This window comes from bacterium (genome assembly GCA_023228325.1).
Taxonomy (GTDB): domain Bacteria; phylum Auribacterota; class UBA6266; order UBA6266; family UBA6266; genus UBA6266.
Genome location: JALOBK010000001.1, coordinates 1,299,943 through 1,317,874, shown reverse-complemented (window position 1 = coordinate 1,317,874; position 17,932 = coordinate 1,299,943). Strand labels below are relative to the sequence as shown.

General features: G+C 42.9%; 20 protein-coding genes. 2 read left to right on the top strand and 18 right to left on the bottom strand.

Going from position 1 to position 17,932, the window contains the following annotated elements:
• Window positions 1-76: 76 nt before the first annotated feature.
• Window positions 77-502, top strand: a complete 426-nt coding sequence (locus M0R36_06300; GenBank protein MCK9555408.1) for an ATP-binding protein — start codon at window positions 77-79, stop codon at window positions 500-502.
• A 21-nt stretch (window positions 503-523) separates the two neighbouring features.
• Here the strand turns inward: M0R36_06300 and hemW are convergent, their stop codons facing one another.
• Complete coding sequence (hemW, locus tag M0R36_06295) at window positions 524-1,642, bottom strand: radical SAM family heme chaperone HemW (GenBank protein MCK9555407.1); 1,119 nt, start codon at window positions 1,640-1,642, stop codon at window positions 524-526.
• 5 nt (window positions 1,643-1,647) lie between these two features.
• A complete protein-coding gene (locus M0R36_06290) occupies window positions 1,648-1,995 on the bottom strand; it encodes a hypothetical protein (protein ID MCK9555406.1) in 348 nt (115 codons plus the stop codon).
• A gap of 150 nt (window positions 1,996-2,145) precedes the next feature.
• On the opposite strand from M0R36_06290, the gene lpxD reads away from it, so the two are divergent.
• Window positions 2,146-3,201, top strand: coding sequence for a UDP-3-O-(3-hydroxymyristoyl)glucosamine N-acyltransferase (gene lpxD / locus M0R36_06285; protein ID MCK9555405.1), 1,056 nt, complete (start codon window positions 2,146-2,148; stop codon window positions 3,199-3,201).
• A 4-nt stretch (window positions 3,202-3,205) separates the two neighbouring features.
• Here lpxD and rnhC read toward each other — a convergent pair whose 3' ends face one another.
• From rnhC to M0R36_06205, 16 genes are all read right to left on the bottom strand, one after another.
• Entirely contained in the window at window positions 3,206-4,135 is a 930-nt protein-coding gene (rnhC, locus tag M0R36_06280; protein MCK9555404.1) for a ribonuclease HIII, read from the bottom strand.
• The gene (gene sppA, locus M0R36_06275) at window positions 4,117-5,193 is read right to left on the bottom strand and encodes a signal peptide peptidase SppA (protein MCK9555403.1); all 1,077 of its coding nucleotides are present in this window, start codon (window positions 5,191-5,193) and stop codon (window positions 4,117-4,119) included. The genes rnhC and sppA overlap by 19 nt, the downstream gene beginning before the upstream one ends.
• Entirely contained in the window at window positions 5,183-5,731 is a 549-nt protein-coding gene (gene pilO, locus M0R36_06270; GenBank protein MCK9555402.1) for a type 4a pilus biogenesis protein PilO, read from the bottom strand. Before pilO ends, sppA begins: the two co-directional genes overlap by 11 nt.
• Window positions 5,728-7,197 (bottom strand): pilus assembly protein PilM, encoded by a 1,470-nt coding sequence (gene pilM, locus M0R36_06265; GenBank protein MCK9555401.1) that lies wholly within the window; start codon window positions 7,195-7,197, stop codon window positions 5,728-5,730. Before pilM ends, pilO begins: the two co-directional genes overlap by 4 nt.
• A gap of 67 nt (window positions 7,198-7,264) precedes the next feature.
• Window positions 7,265-8,293 (bottom strand): general secretion pathway protein GspK, encoded by a 1,029-nt coding sequence (locus tag M0R36_06260; GenBank protein MCK9555400.1) that lies wholly within the window; start codon window positions 8,291-8,293, stop codon window positions 7,265-7,267.
• Window positions 8,290-8,940, bottom strand: coding sequence for a prepilin-type N-terminal cleavage/methylation domain-containing protein (locus tag M0R36_06255; GenBank protein ID MCK9555399.1), 651 nt, complete (start codon window positions 8,938-8,940; stop codon window positions 8,290-8,292). Before M0R36_06255 ends, M0R36_06260 begins: the two co-directional genes overlap by 4 nt.
• The gene (locus M0R36_06250) at window positions 8,897-9,325 is read right to left on the bottom strand and encodes a prepilin-type N-terminal cleavage/methylation domain-containing protein (GenBank protein MCK9555398.1); all 429 of its coding nucleotides are present in this window, start codon (window positions 9,323-9,325) and stop codon (window positions 8,897-8,899) included. Before M0R36_06250 ends, M0R36_06255 begins: the two co-directional genes overlap by 44 nt.
• A gap of 31 nt (window positions 9,326-9,356) precedes the next feature.
• On the bottom strand, window positions 9,357-9,794 hold the full coding sequence (gspG, locus tag M0R36_06245) for a type II secretion system major pseudopilin GspG (protein MCK9555397.1): 438 nt from the start codon (window positions 9,792-9,794) through the stop codon (window positions 9,357-9,359).
• A gap of 16 nt (window positions 9,795-9,810) precedes the next feature.
• A complete protein-coding gene (locus tag M0R36_06240; GenBank protein MCK9555396.1) occupies window positions 9,811-11,049 on the bottom strand; it encodes a type II secretion system F family protein in 1,239 nt (412 codons plus the stop codon).
• A 17-nt stretch (window positions 11,050-11,066) separates the two neighbouring features.
• Window positions 11,067-11,306, bottom strand: a complete 240-nt coding sequence (locus M0R36_06235) for a hypothetical protein (protein ID MCK9555395.1) — start codon at window positions 11,304-11,306, stop codon at window positions 11,067-11,069.
• Between the two features lie 17 nt (window positions 11,307-11,323).
• Window positions 11,324-13,057, bottom strand: a complete 1,734-nt coding sequence (gene tadA, locus M0R36_06230; GenBank protein ID MCK9555394.1) for a Flp pilus assembly complex ATPase component TadA — start codon at window positions 13,055-13,057, stop codon at window positions 11,324-11,326.
• Window positions 13,058-13,115: 58 nt separating this feature from the next.
• Window positions 13,116-14,537, bottom strand: coding sequence for a F0F1 ATP synthase subunit beta (gene atpD / locus M0R36_06225; protein ID MCK9555393.1), 1,422 nt, complete (start codon window positions 14,535-14,537; stop codon window positions 13,116-13,118).
• A gap of 26 nt (window positions 14,538-14,563) precedes the next feature.
• Complete coding sequence (locus tag M0R36_06220) at window positions 14,564-15,433, bottom strand: F0F1 ATP synthase subunit gamma (protein MCK9555392.1); 870 nt, start codon at window positions 15,431-15,433, stop codon at window positions 14,564-14,566.
• A 20-nt stretch (window positions 15,434-15,453) separates the two neighbouring features.
• The gene (locus M0R36_06215) at window positions 15,454-16,914 is read right to left on the bottom strand and encodes a F0F1 ATP synthase subunit alpha (protein MCK9555391.1); all 1,461 of its coding nucleotides are present in this window, start codon (window positions 16,912-16,914) and stop codon (window positions 15,454-15,456) included.
• 22 nt (window positions 16,915-16,936) lie between these two features.
• Window positions 16,937-17,155, bottom strand: a complete 219-nt coding sequence (locus tag M0R36_06210) for an ATP synthase F0 subunit C (GenBank protein MCK9555390.1) — start codon at window positions 17,153-17,155, stop codon at window positions 16,937-16,939.
• A gap of 3 nt (window positions 17,156-17,158) precedes the next feature.
• Window positions 17,159-17,929, bottom strand: coding sequence for a peptidase MA family metallohydrolase (locus tag M0R36_06205; GenBank protein ID MCK9555389.1), 771 nt, complete (start codon window positions 17,927-17,929; stop codon window positions 17,159-17,161).
• Between the last annotated feature and the right edge of the window lie 3 nt (window positions 17,930-17,932).

Sequence of the window (17,932 nt, the reverse complement as noted above, 5' to 3'; positions counted from 1 at the left end):
GGAATTAAAACTATCATATTTAAATGGATACCGTATTTTATTGTCATTTTATAACGTTTTATGATATTAAATTTATATGAAAAAACATTGTCCGGATACAGCAAAACTCATTCTGTCGGGAAAAATCAGCGAGCTGGACAAGCTCCACAAATTCGTACACAAGTTCGGAGTCAAAAACAAAATTGACGGTAAAACATTATTCGATATCGAACTCGCTTCCGACGAGGCAATAACAAATATAATAAAACATGGTTTTAAAGGTAAAAAAGGCAGGATAACCATGGAAATCGCAAGGCATCCCGGTAAATATACCGTAAAAATAACCGATAACGCCCCCGTATTCAACCAGTCAATACCAACACACCCCAATCTTTCCTCGGACATCACCAAAAGGCCTATAGGAGGTTTGGGCATCTACCTGATACATCAGGTCATGGATAAGGTCTATTACTCCAACTCCGGAGATAAGAATATCCTGGTTTTTGAAAAAACGGCCAGATGAACCGTTTTCAGGCCGGGAAGTCTACAGCAGGACGAATTCAGCGGCAATGGTATTATGAAAAAGCATACCTTTCAGCGTAGGTTTTAAGAACCCGTCTTCCATAAACAGAAACCCGTCTTCATTCAGTTTATTAAATATCTCCCGGTAACATCCCCAGAAATCGATGTCATATGTATTGCTGACATTTTCAATGTTTACTCCGGCCTTCATCCTGAGACCTATACATATCGTTTCATAAAACCTGACGCGCGCATCAACCCTGTCTTCCTCTTCGATACAGGATTCGCCGGCGCCGGAAGAAGCCAGATAACCGTTTAAATCCGATATGTTTCTGAACCTGATATTATCGATAAAAGACCACGCTGACGGCCCGAGTCCCGCATACTGCCCGTTTTTCCAGTAGTTTATATTATGCGCGCACTCTTTCGCCTTTTTCGCAAAATTAGATATCTCATAATGGATATAACCTGTATCAGCCAAAAATTTATGGGTCTCAATAAACATCGAGGCAGTAATATCGTCACACGGAAGTCTTATTGGATTCTCACCCGCCGACTCATAAAAACCGGAATCCTTTTCTATTGAAAGGCAATAACATGAGATATGCTCAGGTTCATATGCTGTTATTTTTTCCAGGTTCTTCAGCCACTCTTTTAAACTCTGGTTTTCCAGACCGTAAATTAAATCTATGTTGATATTTTTAAAACCTGCGGACCTTGCGGCTATGAAACATTTCCGGAAATCACCGAATGAATGTATCCTGCCGAGGAATTTCAGGTCCTTCCGCGCGGGAGACTGCAATCCGATGCTTAACCTGTTGAAACCGTGTTCCTTCAAAATCGAAATTTTAGTCGAAGAAAGGCTTTCGGGATTCGCTTCAACCGTTTTCTCCCCGCTAACCTGAAAAGCAAAATCGCAGATATTGTCAAAATCCATATCCGAAACAGCTGTCGGCGTACCGCCTCCTATATAGAGCGTATCAAAACACAAAGCATCATATTTTCTGAATTCGGTTTTAAGGGCATCGACAAATCCGGCTCCGGCATTTTCCCCGCGGCAAACGGAGTAAAAAGAACAGTATCCGCATTTTTTTTTGCAGAATGGAACATGAATATATAAACCCGCGCTGCCCGCAACCATAGGGGTCAGACCTTGAAATGTGAAATGAGCTCTTCCACTTCAGCATTCACATCCGCACTTCTTTTCATTATCTCTATAACATCCTTATTGATTTTACTTACCGCAGAATAACTTATCTGAAATTGATTCCCGATACATTCATTGGTCATATCGGTAAATCGCTTAAGTAAATATACTGCTATTTTTTTTGCAAGCAGCGGCCTTTTTTTGGCTTTTTTCAGCTGTTCAGGCTTTTTGCCATAATATGCCGCAACCCTGTTTATCAGAATTTCTGGATCAATGGCCGATATTTCTCTCTTGCGGGCAAAATCCCTGCCCTGTATTTTAGCTTGCGATCTATATAGTCGCGGCATGTCAAGAGTATATCCGTCGAAAAAAATTTGTCAAATCATTTCACATTTCAAGGTCTGACCCCTATGATTTTATTTTTTTATTTTTTTGTTTGCTTCCTTGTTTTTTTATGCAATAATACTCCAAATTTTTCAAATAAAAAGAGAATTCACATGAAATTAGATAAAATCGCAACACTTTGCAATGGAAGACTTAACGGCAAACCCGACACAGAAATAACCTCTTTCGGGAATCTTGTGAATCCGAGAAAAGGCGAAATCATATATATCATTTCGCCCGATTACATGGAAAAAGCCGAAATCACGGAAGCGGAAGCGATAATAGTTCCCGAAGGCACCAGAAAATCAAAAAAACCCACCATAGAAGTTAAAAACCCCAGGGTGGCTTTTGCTTTGGTTGTCGAACTTTTTTCGCCTGAACCGAAACCCGAACTTTCCATTCACAATACAGCCGTTATAGGCAAGAACTGCGATATACCGAAAAATGTCCATATAGGCCCATATGCCGTTATCTCCGATAACTGCTCCATAGGAGAAAATTCCATTATAGAATCCCATTCCTTCCTCGGGAAAAATGTCAAGATAGGCAGTGGCTGCAGAATATTCCCGGGGGTTACCATATATTACAACTGTATTCTGGGCAATAATATCAGGATCCATTCGGGTGTTGTTATAGGAAGCGACGGATTCGGCTATGAGAAAGACGGCGGCGCTTACCGTAAAATACCTCAGGTCGGAAATGTAGTAATTGAAGATAACGTTGAACTCGGCGCAAATGTAACTATAGACAGGGCCGCCCTGGGCTCTACAAGAATCAAAAACGGCACAAAAATCGACAATCTGGTCATGATAGCGCATAATGTCGAAATCGGTAAAAACACCCTGATAATCTCACAGGTCGGGATAGCGGGAAGCTCAAAGGTGGGAGACAACTGTATTCTGGCCGGACAGGTCGGGGTAGGAAACTATGCCGTCATAGAGGATAATGTAACCGTGGGAGCTCAATGCGGAATACCGATGAAAAAAAGGCTCCGTTCAAATGAGGTTTACCTCGGCTCTCCTGTCAGGAAGATGAAAGAAATGGCCGAAATCTTCGCTCTGGAAGGGATGCTTCCCAGATTCTTTTCCAAATTCAAACGGTTGAGAAAAGACCTGGATGAAATGAAGGACCAGATGGAAACGGACATCAGGGAAAAAGACAAGAGTTAACCAATCACAGAAACCCATCGGAAGTTTTGAAATTTATCTTTGCGACATTTTCCAATTCATTTTTACCGTATTTTGAAAGGAACGTCTTCAGCGCATCGGTGATTTTATCCGACCCTCCCCCCTTGGGAAAGGTTACCCCGTATTTATCACCCAGACGCTTCATCTCCTTTAGATAAGCCGCCCGGGCGCAAATCGAAGCCGCGGCCACAACTATATCCGATTCCGCTTTTGTCCTCTGGATAATTCTGGCTTTCCGGCCGTGTTCTTTCAGCATCTGAAGCAGGGTCGTTTTCGGCGCAAATTTATCAACCACAACAAGTTTGCATCCCGTCTGTTTGATAAGATTCTCTATGACACAGGCATGCGCCCACGCCAGAATTTTGTTCATATTTTTCATGCTCATATACATTTGATTAAAACGCTTCGGACTTATTGAAACGGTTTCCGTCGCGGAATTTTTCGCAATTATTTTTTCCAGCGCATGGATTTTCGCCTCGGATTTTATTTTCTTCGAATCGCGGACGCCGGCTTTTGCCATTTCAGCTATCTCTTCTCCGTAAGCACAAACGCCGCTGACTACCAGAGGCCCGAAAAAATCACCTTTACCGCTTTCATCGGAACCTATCCTTTTTGCCATGTCATTATCCGCAAAAAAAGAAGCGCTGAAAGAAAGTTCTTTTATAACAAGCGGCTCCAGTATAAATTCGACAAAATCCGCTGTTTTCCGTCCCTGAACCACAATTTTACCGGAACTATAAACTGAAACCGACACCCCTTCATTTTTAGCATTTATCACTGTATAGGGTTTCGGCGAAAAGATAAAATTCTTTTCCGTCAATACAGTTTTTAATTTCTCTGTTTCCCCGGGAGACAAGGGTTTTGTATGAGTATAAGTGTTAACGGTTCTTTTTTCTGTCACAGGTTTGCTTTCCACAAATAAAGAAAACGGAAGCCGCCGTAACCGGACAGGCCCGGCAGATTATTGTTAGTTATCTTCGAGATAGGATTGATATCTTCTATTTTCATCAGAAAAATTTCACTCAGGGTAGCTTCTTTTCTGTATCTTATTATTTTTGCTTCCTGCGCGTTCGCAAGTTCTTTAACTTTGTCTATCGCATCCTCAATATATCCTATGTCATCTATCAGCCCAAGCCTTAACGCTTCATCGCTGGTAAAAATCCTCGCATCCGCGACAGCTTCTATGTTTTCGGCGGGCAGATTTCTTCCCTCGGCTACAACAGAAATAAACCGGCGGAACATGAAATCCACAATATTCTGGATAAGTTCTTTTTCCTCTTCGGTCATATCCCGCGTGAGAGAGAAAATATCCTTCATATTTCCGGATTTGAATATAATATCCTGCACGCCTATTTTTTCAAGCAAAACCTCAAGATTAAAACCCTGCATCAACACCCCTATGCTCCCGGTAATAGTCGTGGGATGGGCAATAATATAATCCGAAGGGGCAGAGATATAATAAGCGCCTGACGTAGCAAGGTCTTCCATGCTTACCGCGATTATTTTACCTGAATCCTTAAAGTCCTTTATCCTGTTCGCAAGGATATCGCTCGCGGTAACACCTCCCCCGGGGCTGTCTACCTGCAATATAACCGCAACAACTTCCTCATCCGTCTTCGCTTTTTTCAGCTTATTGCCGACTTCTTTTACAATGTCTGTCCTTCCCCATGAATCACCGCCTGAACTCATAATCAAACCTTTAACGGGTATCAGGACTATTTTTTTGTCTCCTTTACCTTCGACATAGACCTCTTCAAACCTTATTTCTTCCCCGGAAGGATATTTCAGAGATGACTGAGCTTCCTTTAAAATGTAAATAACACCGGCCCCCGCAACCCAAAACGCCGCAATCAGCATTATGAAAACCGTCAATACAGCCCAGAACCAGCCCGGAATCCCTTCCTTTTTCGGAACATGTTTAATGATTATATTTTCATCCGCCATTTTCCTGTCTCCGTTCTCTTTAACTTTCATCAATCAGCAAAAGGACCATTGTCAAATTGCCTTTAAGTTCATTCGAATTTTTATCTTTCGGAGAAAAAGTAAAACTTTTTATCTTTATCAGCTGAGGAAGCCTTTCCAGCTGATACATAAAATCTACAATATATGATATTTCCGACTCTATTTCGATTTCAGCCGAATAAATCCTGTAATTTTTCGTTTTTTCGACGTTTCCCGGTTTGATATCCGAAAGAAAAATGTTGCTGCTGCTGGCGATAGTCTCTATTGCGGAAAGGAACGCCGCTATTTCTTCTTCCTCGTTCTGATCCTGTTTAACAAATTGCAGCTTTTCTTCATATTCTTTTGCAATGGTATTTTCCCTGAAGAGTATCCCGTATGCTTTCCGCAATTTTTTCTCAACCATCAAAATCTTCTGGTCCAGATCATCCATTTTATTCAACAGAGGCTTTACAACATATGTATTCACGCCGAAGAACAGCAGCACAAGCACGGCGATTACGCCTGTTATTCTTTCTCTCTTTGACATTTTCGATAAAATATTATACTTCATTTTTTCTCTTTCATATCATTTTCCAAGGGTATTTCAAGAGGGCACACTATCTCAAAATCCGTAAGTTCCTTGTCCCCTTCATTTCTTTTCGTCGCATATTTCGCTTTAACGTTTATGAAGAACCCCGATTCTTCAAGGCTGGTGACAAATTTGAATACTTCCGATGTATTTTTCGAAGTGCCTCTTAAAGTAAAATGGGTTTTCCCGTCATAAATAATGGAAGTCAGATGAATATCCGGAGATATAAGACCGTGGATTTCATGTATCAGGTTCAGCGAATAATCCTTTGCTTTCTGGCGGGCTTCTATTATCATGGTTTTTTCAGTCATACTTTCAAGTTTTTCAACCTTAGGCCTGATATTTTCGAGTTTATCCTGAAGCTGGCCCAGATATCTTTCCTTGCTGTATATTTTCCCGAGAAAAAATACTGAGCCAAGCAGTATAAGCAGGAAAATATACGCTCCGCATAAAAAAAGGTTCTTTCCTTTTTCCTTTACCTCGCGTTCAAGCAGAAGTTCCTGCGGGATGAGATTTATATCATGTTCGGGATAAGTGAGCACCAGACCCAGGAGCTCAGGATATGAAACTTCCGCTGACAATTCGTCATCCCTGAATTCCCTGTTCTCCGGTATGTTCTTAAACTGGGGAACCAGCTCAATTGCCATATTCAAATCTTTTTTCATGTTTTCAATGTCAATTGCCTCATTTATCCTGTCGGCGCCGGTAATAACTAATTTCAGGGTTTCTTTTTCGGGAAATTCGTTCTGGAACGCATACAGGCAATGGTTAAGCTGTTCCGTGATCTTTTTCTGCCATTCATCTTTATTCCCCGTAAAATCTACCATACCGAATGATATATTCCGTGAAAATATTATATGTTTTTCATGTATAACTTCGAAATCACAGCTGTCATAATCTACATCCATCAGGATAAAAGAATCATCGCTTATCCTGCTGTGGCAGGATATTTCGGCCCATTTAAGCAGGCCTTCGGAGCTTAATCCTATATTATCGGTTTTCAATCCCGCGCCGTGTATTATATTAAGAAACCTTTCAACAATATCCTTATGTATTATTACAAGCAATACTTTGCTGTAGCCTTCTTCGGAAATATTCAGCACCGCATGGTCAAAAATAACTTCCTCGCGGGAAAAAGGTGTTTGCTTGCCTATCTGAAGGTCAAGCATGTTCCTTATCTCATCTTCATGCGTTGAAGGAAGTTCGATGCTTTTAACCGTCGCCTGGGCGTGGGGAACACAAAGACAGAGATACAGGGAATTTATATCCTCGGATTTAGCAAGATTTTTAAGCTTTTCGGAAATAAGGTCGTCCGACAGGCCGGATATTTTTTCAACAACTACCCTGCTGACTTTTTTTTCCTTAATAAACAACTGCGCCTGGACAATTTTAAGCCAGTCTTTCCCTATTTCAATAACCGAGACCTTCTTTTTTGCCCGTTTGAACATTATTCTGTCCGCTTTCTTTTATAAAACACCGGGGTTATTATACAATTTCCAGATTCCGCTTTAAATTCTAATCTTCAATCCATCTCAATATAACAGGGGCATCCCCTTTTTCCCTCCGCACAAAACAGACTACCTGCCTGGAATAGCGTTTATCATCTTTGAATATAAACCCTGTCGAACTGATTTTAAATACATCGGAATTAACGCCGAGAATATCAGCCGAGGAAAGAAAATTAACCGTATCCGAATCAGCCCGGGACAGGAGCCCCGCTTTCCTCAGTTCTGCAGGCGACATAAAAACCATATCATCCTCCGTTCCGGGAATTCCGTCGCCGCCCCTCCTGTATTCTTCCACATCATCGGCAAATTCCGGGCTGAAACCCAGCGCCTGCATGGTTTTTTTTCCCATGGTATTGATATTTATTTTCCCGTTACCGTAAACCGTTATTACATCCGATATTTTGCTGAATATATCCGCATTCATCCCCTTAACGAGCAATAATTCCTCGGGAACTTCAAAATCCGAGTTTTTGCAATGGCAGGGGATTTCAAGTTCGCTGTAGTACAACTCCTCGGCTCCCATGTCCGAAACACTTGAATCTTTATCTCTCCAGTCAATGATGGAATTTGCGACTCCATACGCTTCCTCAGGCCGGACATCCGCCGTATTTACGAGCAGTTTCTGTAATATACCGGACGGCGCTTTATTTATGTTAATCTTCGCGGATTCATCTTCAGCTCCATACAAAAACTCTTCTTCGTCAGCGCTGTCCCTGCCGCCGGATGATACAGTATGGCAAACCGTAAAAAAGCCGGTGTCACACGGATACTCCCTGAACACATTTTCGTTGTTAAGGATAGGGATATTGAACGATACGATTCCCTTGTTTTCGTCGGCTTCAATCATAATGATCGCCTTTTCAATTCCCGCTTTTGCGAGATAATAAGACACAAGCCTGTTTTTCGCATATTTTACAAACAGCAGCCTGGAAAACGCCATATTACCGGCTCCGACCGCAAGAATTGACAGGTAACACAAAACCCACACTACAAGAATAAGTATGCTCCCGCCGGTATTTTTTCCCGCTTTATTCATTTAAAAGATCCCTTCCGGGCGGACAAGCCTATCGGTATTAAAATCAATTTTTCGACAGAAATTTTTCTGCCTCCCTTATCCAGTTCAACAAGCACTTTAACTGCCCTCGGAATCTCAGCGCTATCATCTTCAGGTTCCCAATCGTCCCTCCAACCGTAAAGCCCCGTATCCGTATCCAGATAACAGTAACTTAATGAAAATCTGTTTATATTCCCGGCGAGCGCTTTTCCGATACCCTTTTCCTCCGATTCCTCTTCATTAAGCGCTTCGGCATATGTCTCCGCGCTTTTTATTATTGAAGAACTGTCCTCATCAAAATAATAAGTTATAAGCCCCAATTCTTTTTCTGCATTTTTTTTAACCAGTCTGGGAAAACTTATCCTGTCTGAGCCGCCAGTAACGGGAAGAGTGGTTATTTTCAGGCAATTTCTCAGGTCAACCGTCAGTTCCCGCAATGAACCGAAGACATTCTTTTCCAAAAACCTCATTTCCCGGGCTTTTTTCCATATTGTAACACCGCTTGAAAAAACCGCATATATTACAACGCTTAAGACCGAAACTATCGCCGCTGAAATCAGAACCTCAAGCAGGGTGAATCCCTTTTCAGAAACCCGCCGCTTCTTTTTTCTGTCTGAATAAAGTTTCAATCTTTATATCCCCTTTTCTTTTTCCATCCTTCCAGTTTAAAACCGAGGTCACGCTGAAAAGCTCTTCATTTATATCCCCTGTTTCCGGCATATCAATAATTTCGGGAATAAATTCCCAGGAGAATTCCAGATTCTCAGAAACAAAAGCTTCGGAAGATTCCGCCCGCATAAATTCAGGGTTATTTTCCGATTCGAGCTGCGCGTAAGCCATCCTGCTGTCCGCGATCATGCACGCCGTCAATGTGCCTTCCGAAATTTTGACGGCATTGAGACTCGAGACGAATCCCTGAAGAATCATTACAAGGCCTATAGAGACGATGGCAACCGCTATCATCACTTCGATAAGAGTAAAACCACTGATTCCATTATTAAAATTTCTCTTCAAAATATCATTCACGGCTCAGGTTTTTCGGAAATTATTCTTCCCAGTTAGTTACATCATCGCTGCTCTGGGCGCCATCGGAACCGAAGGAAAAAAGATCGTAATCCATCCCCTGGCTCGAAGGGCACCTGTACTGATATTCCTTTCCCCACGGATCAAGGAATTTCTTTTTCTTTGCATAAGGGCCTTTCCAGTCTTTCAGGCCTCCGGGCTGCTGGACCAGTGATTTCAGTCCTTCTTCGGTCGTAGGGTATCTTCCGTTATCAATTTCAAACAGGTCCAGGGCAACAGGGATATTCGCTGTCACATCTGTTTTAGCTACTGCAATTTTAGCCTGTTCGGACCTGCCGGCCAGGCGCGGAAGAATCATGGCGGCCAGGGCTCCTATTATTATAACCACAAGCATCAGCTCTATAAGGGTGAATCCCGTTAGAGATTTTTTTTCCGTTCCGATAGTTTTATTACGGTTCATATTATAATCTCCTTGATTAAACTGCCAAATTCATCTGGAATACGGGCAAAAGCATGGCAAATACTATAAAGCCAACTATAAGCCCCATTATTAAAATTATCACGGGTTCGAAAAGAGAAGTAATCACTTTCGTAATCTTGTCGGCTTCCTTCTCATAAAAGTCAGCCACATCGGACAGCGCGGTTTCAAGGCTGCCGCTCTTTTCTCCGACGGCTATCATATTAATCATAAAAGGCGGGAACAGACCTGTCTTCCTCAGGCTGTCCTTAAAAGAGGCGCCGTCCATAACATTTTTCTGCGCATTGATAATCTCTTTCCTGAACACCTCATTATTGACTGTCGGCATAGCGATGTCGATTGCCTGGGCGAGTGGAATCCCGTTTTCAAGCAGAGTCTGCAGTGTCCTGCAAAATCTGGAATATACGGTCCTCTTAAGGAATCCTCCCAACACAGGCAGTTTTAAGCTTAGCCTGTCTATAGCCAGCTTCTTTTTCTCTATCATTCCCGCTTTGACCAGTATAAAAACAAAAATACACAAAGCTACAACAAACCATAGACCGAATTTCTTAACAGGCTGGCTTAAGAATATCAATATTCTGGTCGGCAAAGGCAGAACCTGGTCCATCTGCTGGAACAGGACGGCCATTTTGGGAATTACAAAACCCAGCAGTATAAAAACCGTCAGGATGCCTACAGCAACAATAAACAGGGGATACGCAAGAGCCGAAAGTATCTTTGATTTTATCTGTTCTTCCCTGTCCCGAAACCCGGCAAGCCTTATAAGTGTTTTGTCAAGAACCCCGCCTTTTTCGCCGGCGTCTATCATATTGATATAAAGGGAGCTGAATATATGAGGATAACCGGAAAGAGAGCCGGCAAGAGTGGCGCCGTTTTTAATTTTACCTTCGATTGTCATAATAATATTTTTCAAAAATGAGTTTTCAGTCTGTTCAAACAGGACTTCCAAAGCTTCCGATAACCTTACTTTTGCCTTTAACAGACTTGACAGCTGTTCGGTAAACACCGTAACATCTTTCTGCTTAACTTTCCTTGAAAGTAATCTGCCGCCCGGATAACCGTCTTTTCTCCCATGTTTTTTATGGCGCTCAGCGGCATGATGTTTCACTTCCAGCATATTAACGGGGATCAATCCCCCCTGTGTTAATTTATCTACAGCCCGTTCCCTGTTTTCGGCTTCAACAGTCCCCTCTACAACCTCATGAGGCCCTTTTTTCGCTTTATAATAAAATTCCATCTGGCTTTCTCTTAAAATTACAGCGGTTCTATGATTATCCTGAGCTCGGCCCCGCTCATAGCGGCTATGCCGCCTCTTATCTTAAACTGCTTTTTACGGTCAATCCTGATGGTCCCCTTATTCAATGTTGAAACAATAGGGCGGTGAAACTCCATTACCGATATCTCCCCTTCCTCGGATGGAAGGATAACGCACGAAGACTCATCCCTGTAGAGCACTGACTCTTCCGCGGCGCTGTATACGGTCACTTTGAACATCGTTATAAAACCCCCTGTTAATCCGCAGTCTGCGTTACCCTCAATATTTCCTCCGGAGTGGTAAGCCCTTCCAGAACTTTCTCCCAGCCGGAAACGCGCAGGGTCTTCATGCCCTGTTCGACGGCTTTGTCCCTTATCCTGTCAGTAGAAGCTTTCTCGAGTATGAGCTCTTTGATAGGCCTGTTGATCAACAACATCTCATATATCGCGCTTCTTTGTTTATACCCCGTATGATTACAGGAATCACAGCCTTTCCCCTTATAAAATTTCAGGGTTTCGGGAATCTTAATCAAACTGTCCGCCTTCTGCTTCCGGTTAAAATTATCTATGTCCTGCAATATCATTTTACCGACTTCATCCGCTATTGAAGTATCCTCCCCTTTGCATTCAGGGCAAATCACGCGCACCAGCCTCTGCGCTATAAAACTTTCAACGGATGAAGTTATCAAAAACGGCTCAATCCCTATATTAATAAGCCTGGTCACGCCTCCGGCGGCATCATTGGTATGCACAGTTGAAAAAATCAAATGCCCGGTTAAGGCAATCCTGATGGCAAGTTCGGCTGTTTCATAGTCTCTTACTTCGCCTACCATCATAATGTCAGGGTCATGCCTCAGGACACTTCTCAAACCCTGCGCAAATGTAAATCCTATTTCAGGCATTATCTGTATCTGGGTAACCCCCTCTATTTCGTATTCAATAGGGTCTTCGAGGGTAATTATCTTGTTTTCCGAACTTTTGATTTTGCTCAGGCAGGCGTAAAGGGTTGTGGTTTTTCCGCTGCCCGTCGGGCCTGTTACGAATATGATACCGTTGGGTTTTTTGACGAGATTCTCCATTATTTTCAACTCATCCGGTTTTAATCCGAGTTTTTCAAGGCTGAAAAGCATTTTTGTCGGAAGAACCCTTATTACAAGGCTTTCACCGTGTCTGGTCGGTATGACGGAAATCCTCAGGTCGAATTCTTCTTTGCCTATTTTTACCGCGGCTCTTCCGTCCTGGGGCAGCCTTCTCTCCACAATGTCGAGTTTAGACATTATTTTTATCCTCGATATTATAGAGGGGAAAAGCCTGCTCATCTCATTGGGAACATTGGCATTATACAGCACCCCGTCTACCCTGTAGCGCAAACCCAGTTTCCCTCTGAAGGGCTCTATGTGGATATCGGTTGCCCTTGCTTTGTGGGCATCAAGAATAATCTGGTTGACCAATTTGACAACCGAGGCTTCCGCGGCCATTTTTTCAATGTCTTCAACTTCATCCATCCTTTCCGTATTGTCCGGCTCATCTTCCAACTTTTGTTTTGCCATAATGCCTTCGACGGTTTCAGCCCCGACGCCGTAATATTTCTTTATAGTCTTAATGGTTTCCTTCTCCGGAGCGAGGACGCCTATTATATCCACTCCGAGGAATAACTGCAGGTCATTCAGCGAATGCAGGGGGTCGGATGTAGCAACGGTTAAAGTGTTTTTTTCAAATTTGACCGGCATAATCTTATAATGCCACGCGAATTTTGCCGGCACTTTCTTAACGGCCGCTTCATCGATATCCGCGTTTTTAATATCAACAACGGGAATTTTAAGCTGTTTCGAAAGCACGGGAAGTAAATCTTCCTCTTTTAAATATCCCAGTTTTATCAGAACTTTCGCAAGCGGTTCCGAAGTTTTCTGCTGCTCCCTTAAAGCAATCCCGAGTTCATCTTTAGAAATAAGATTGTCTTTTATGAGTATCTCGCCCAGTTTCATCACCATAATCCATGTCTCTCCTATATTAAAACTCAGCCTTCTAAAGAAGATATTTTAAGGGCTTTTATTCAATCTCACCTATCATATACAGGTCTTCAGGCGGAACTTTATCCATTTCGCCCGAAATAATTTTTTCGCAGCTGCGAATAGTTTTTTCCAGGGGGATATACACGCCTTTTTTCCCGGTATAAAGTTCTGCGGTAAAGAAAGGCTGAGTCAGAAAATTCCTCAGCTTCCGGGCTCTTTCAAACATAATCCTGTCTTCCCTCGATAATTCTTCGATTCCGATTATCGACACTATCCTTCTCAGCTCTTCAAATTTGTTCAGGATGATTATTACATTCTGAGCCACTTCAAAATGCCTGCTTCCGATTATATGCGGATCCATATACGACGAAGAAGAGAGGAGAGGGTCTATCGCGGGATAAAGTCCCAGCTGGACATGCTGCCTTGAAAGAATCAATATCGAATCGAGATAACTGAAAATGCTGACTACGGCAGGATCAGTCAAATCGTCACTCGGCACATAAACAGCTTCTATGGCGGTAATAGCGGCCCTGCCCGAAGACCTTATTCTTTCCTGAAAATCGCTCATTTCCGAAGTCAAAGTGGGCTGGTATCCCGTTTCGGACGGTATTCTCCCGAGCAGCGTCGATATTTCGCTTCCGGCCTGGGCAAACCTGAAAACACTGTCAACAAAGAAAAGCACGTCATTGCCTTTGTCCTGAAAATGTTCCGCCAGCGTAATACCGGTATGCACTATTTCAAACCTGGCTCCCGGAGGCTCGTTCATCTGCCCGAAAGCAAGCACCGAACGCTCAAGTATTTTTTGCCTGTCTAACTCATTATAAAGTTCATTGCCTTCCCTTATTCTTTCTCCCGCGCCCGTAAATACGCAATAACCTTTCTGTTTTTTTGTCACATTATGCATAAGTTCAAGAATGATAACACTTTTGCCGAGCGCGGCTCCCCCCAAAATACCGGTCCTGGTGCCTTTTATCATAGGAAAAAGCAAATCTATGACTTTTATCCCCGTTTCAAGCATCTCAAATTTCATCTGTTTGGTTTTGGACATACCAAAATCAATTTTCTGCTTTTTATGTATCAACTCAAACTCTTTGGAATCAACCGGGCCTTTTTTGTCTACCGGTTCACCGAAAACATTCAATATCCTCGAGCACACCTTTTCGCCCACGGGGATTTTTATGCCGCCTCCGACAGACACAACTTCCGCGTTTCTCTGCAGTCCGGACAGGGGAGAAAGTGATATGCATCTCACCACATCACCGACATCGGTGGCTCTCCTGGAAAGATACTCAAAGACCTCAAGGACAACTTTTTTGCCGTCATACGTCCTTGTTTCCAGGACATCATATATGTCGGGCATCTGTTCAGGCGAATCAAACTTGACTATTACAACCGGGCCCTGGATACCGGTCACTTTACCGTTCGGCGTCCCGTTTTTCGTTATGTTTTTATCCGGCATATCTGTTTTCTCCCGATTGTACGCCGCTATACAGCGCTATGCATCTGTCTGTTCTGCCGGGAAACGGCAAGCCGGCTGGAAAATATTTCCCTGATATTCTTATCGCTGTTTTCATGAAGCATCCGGAAATACCTGAATTTAAGTTTTTTATCCATTTCCTTAATCTCAGTGGAACTTCTTTCCAGATGCATTACCCTTGCCGACCATTCGGAAAGCTTGCTCTCCCATAAGATCCCGTAAAGGACATGGTTAATCCATACTTTAACCAGATATTCCAGGACCCTTTTGTACGCAGGCTCAACTATCAGATACTCGATTTTCTTTTTTTCCCTGAACGATTCAAACAGGCTTCCGCAAGGTAATAACTGTTTTTCCTCAACTTCCCACACTCCGAATGAGATAAAATGGGGGAAAACAACATTTACCCTGCCCGTTTCCCCGTTGAAAAACCTGTCAAAAACATAATTGCCTACGGAATCCACTTCACTGTGAGAAACTTCATCGCTTATGCCGGGAAAACTGACTATATCTTCCTCCCCTGTTTCCATATATCTCAAGCCCTGTTTCCCGACAACAACAAGTTTTTTGCCGGCGGAATATTTTTCCATAACGGCGGTTACGATAGCTACGTTCAGCTTGCCCAGAAAGCCAAGGTCTGAAGTAATCATAACGACCGTTTCCGGAAGGGATGATTCCTTTACAAAAATACTGTCTTCGCCAACGGACGAAATGACGGAAAACATGCTGTTAAGGCATTCTTCAAAATCATTTAACCTTTTTCTCTCACGCTGAAGCCTGTAAAATTCCGAAGACGCAACGCCTTTCAGCACATTGATAATACCGCCTATTTCTTTGTTAAACTGAAGTTCCTGCCTCAATTTTGTCAAATCAAGCATATTTATCCCCGGTAAAAACTTTATTTAAAGAAATCGGCAAAAGCTTCGTTTAAACCCTGCTTGATATCTTCGGCCAATGACAGTTTATCCGAGAGTTTTCTGATCAAATGGGGGGTCTTCCCGGAAATAAACTTAAAAATATTCCTTTTGAAATTCTGTCTTTTATCAGCGTCTTTGAGCTCGGGTATGTTCCTGCTGTAAGCATAGAAAAGGATAACCTGTTCTTCTATGGAAAGGGGGGTTGATTTATCCTGTACGAAGAAACTGCTTAATATCTCGCCTTTTTTCAGCCTGTCTTCGACTTCCGCGGATAACTTTGCCCTTACTCTCGTCAGGCTCACAAGCTCCCTGTAACGCGCGTATTCCCCCTTAAGATGCCCGACCACTTCCTTGATCGCTTCGCACTGGACTTTGCTGCCTATCCTGGATACGGAAAGCCCCAGGTCGATAGCGGGTTTAAACCCTTCATGGAACAACGAGCTATTTAAATAAATCTGTCCGTCGGTCATCGATATCAGGTTAGACGGGATAAAACCCGTGACATCACCTTCCTGGGTTTCAACTATAGGAAGCATGGTCATTGAGCCGCCGCCATTTTCATTGCTGAGCTTTGCTCCTCTCTCCACCAATTGTGAATGTATATAAAATATATCTCCCGGATACGCCTCTCTTCCGGGAGACCTCTCCAACAGAAGCGATATCTGCCTGTAAATCCAGGCATGGCGGGTCAGATTGTCAAATGTCACCAGCACATCTTTTCCCTTATACATAAAATATTCGCCCAGAGTAGCGGCGGTATACGGGGCAACATACTGCTCTGCCGGAGAATCAGAGGCGAGCGCTCCGACGACAATAGTGTAATCCATGGCCCCTTCCCTCTGTAACTGCTGGATTATTTTCTGGAATGAAGAGAAACTGCCCCCTATCCAGCAGAATATACAGATGACATCTTTCTCTTTTTGATTAAGGATGGTATCAAGCGCAAGGGTTGTTTTTCCCGTAACCCTGTCTCCTATTATAAGTTCCCTCTGCCCCTTGCCGAGAGGTATGACCGTATCTATCATTTTGATTCCCGTTAACAGGGGCTGTGTTATAGGAGACCTGTCCATAACACCGGGCGCCTCTCTGAATATCGGATAACTGTCTTCCTGCTCAATCTTCCCCATATCATCTATAGGCTCGCCAAAAGCATTCACTGTTCGCCCTATCAGGTTCGGTCCGACCGGAACCTCAAAAATATCGGATTCCGCATAAACAGTATCCCCGACACTCAGAGAAGTCTCATCTCCAAGGGCAAGCGCCACAACATTTTTATCCGTAAAACCTATTACCATACCCCTTAAATTCTGTCCGAGTTCCACCAGCTGCCCGTTTATGCAGAAAGGCAGGCCCGATAATTTCACAATACCTTTCTTGATTTCCCTTATTTCCCCCGTATCCTTGATTTCCACAAGGGGGATTTTATCTTCTCTGCCTTCCATAACGTTTCATCCTCTATAAAAATCACTGCCAATGGCCGTAAAGCATAAAGACCGAAAGTATCCCCAGCACCGCGATAACTTCGGCGAAAATAAACGCAAGCAGCATCGATATCAGTATTTTAGCCGCGGCAGACGGATTTCTGCCCAGGGCTTCGACGCTCTTATAACCCACAAAAGCGATCACCGATGAAGGGCCCAATGTGCTTATAAGCATTATCAGAATTACGGTTATATGTTTCATTTTTTAAACCTGCTTTTTCATATTATTAATCCAGGCGCCCTGAAAAGCTTCAAGGTTTTTAAACCCGTATACTTTAAAAAGGGCTTCTTCCCATCCCATTCCGTCTCTTATTTTCCTGCAGAATTTTATAAATTCATCCCTCCCGTATACATCAAGGAGAAACTCTATTAAACTCGCCGCCTCGCTGTAAAAAATCACCGGAATAACGTACTTATAATCCCTGATATCCGAAAGGGATTTTACCGAAATATAAAGATCATTTTTCACCAGGGCTTTTGCGGCGTCCAAATAATTGTCCCTGTTCTCTTCCTGAAGGACCGCGACCCCCTCATCAAGCCATAACGGTATCTTCGCTTTAAAACCTATAACTTCCCTGAAAATAATATGCCCCATCTCATGAGGAAGTATATTCGTAAAAAACTCTTCCTGAATAACAAATGTGGTTATTTCCTTTTCTTTTATGTCAACATGGCCTCTTGACCATTCTTCGCAACCGGTATTTTTCAGGTAATCTTCAAGGCTCTCGAATATATATATTTTACATCGGTTATCGAATGTCCAGAAATTAAACCTTCTCAAACCGAGATATTCGGTTATCTCCTTATAATACCTTTCCGATTCCCGGGCCACATTGCCGATATATCCATAAGGAGCGCGCTTGTAGTAAATCAGAAAATGTTTGCTTTTCTTTACTTTCCAGTCGCCGCCGAACTTAAAACCGAAAAAGATAAGAACGGCAAAAAATAAGACTGATATTTTAAAAACAAGTTTCAACTG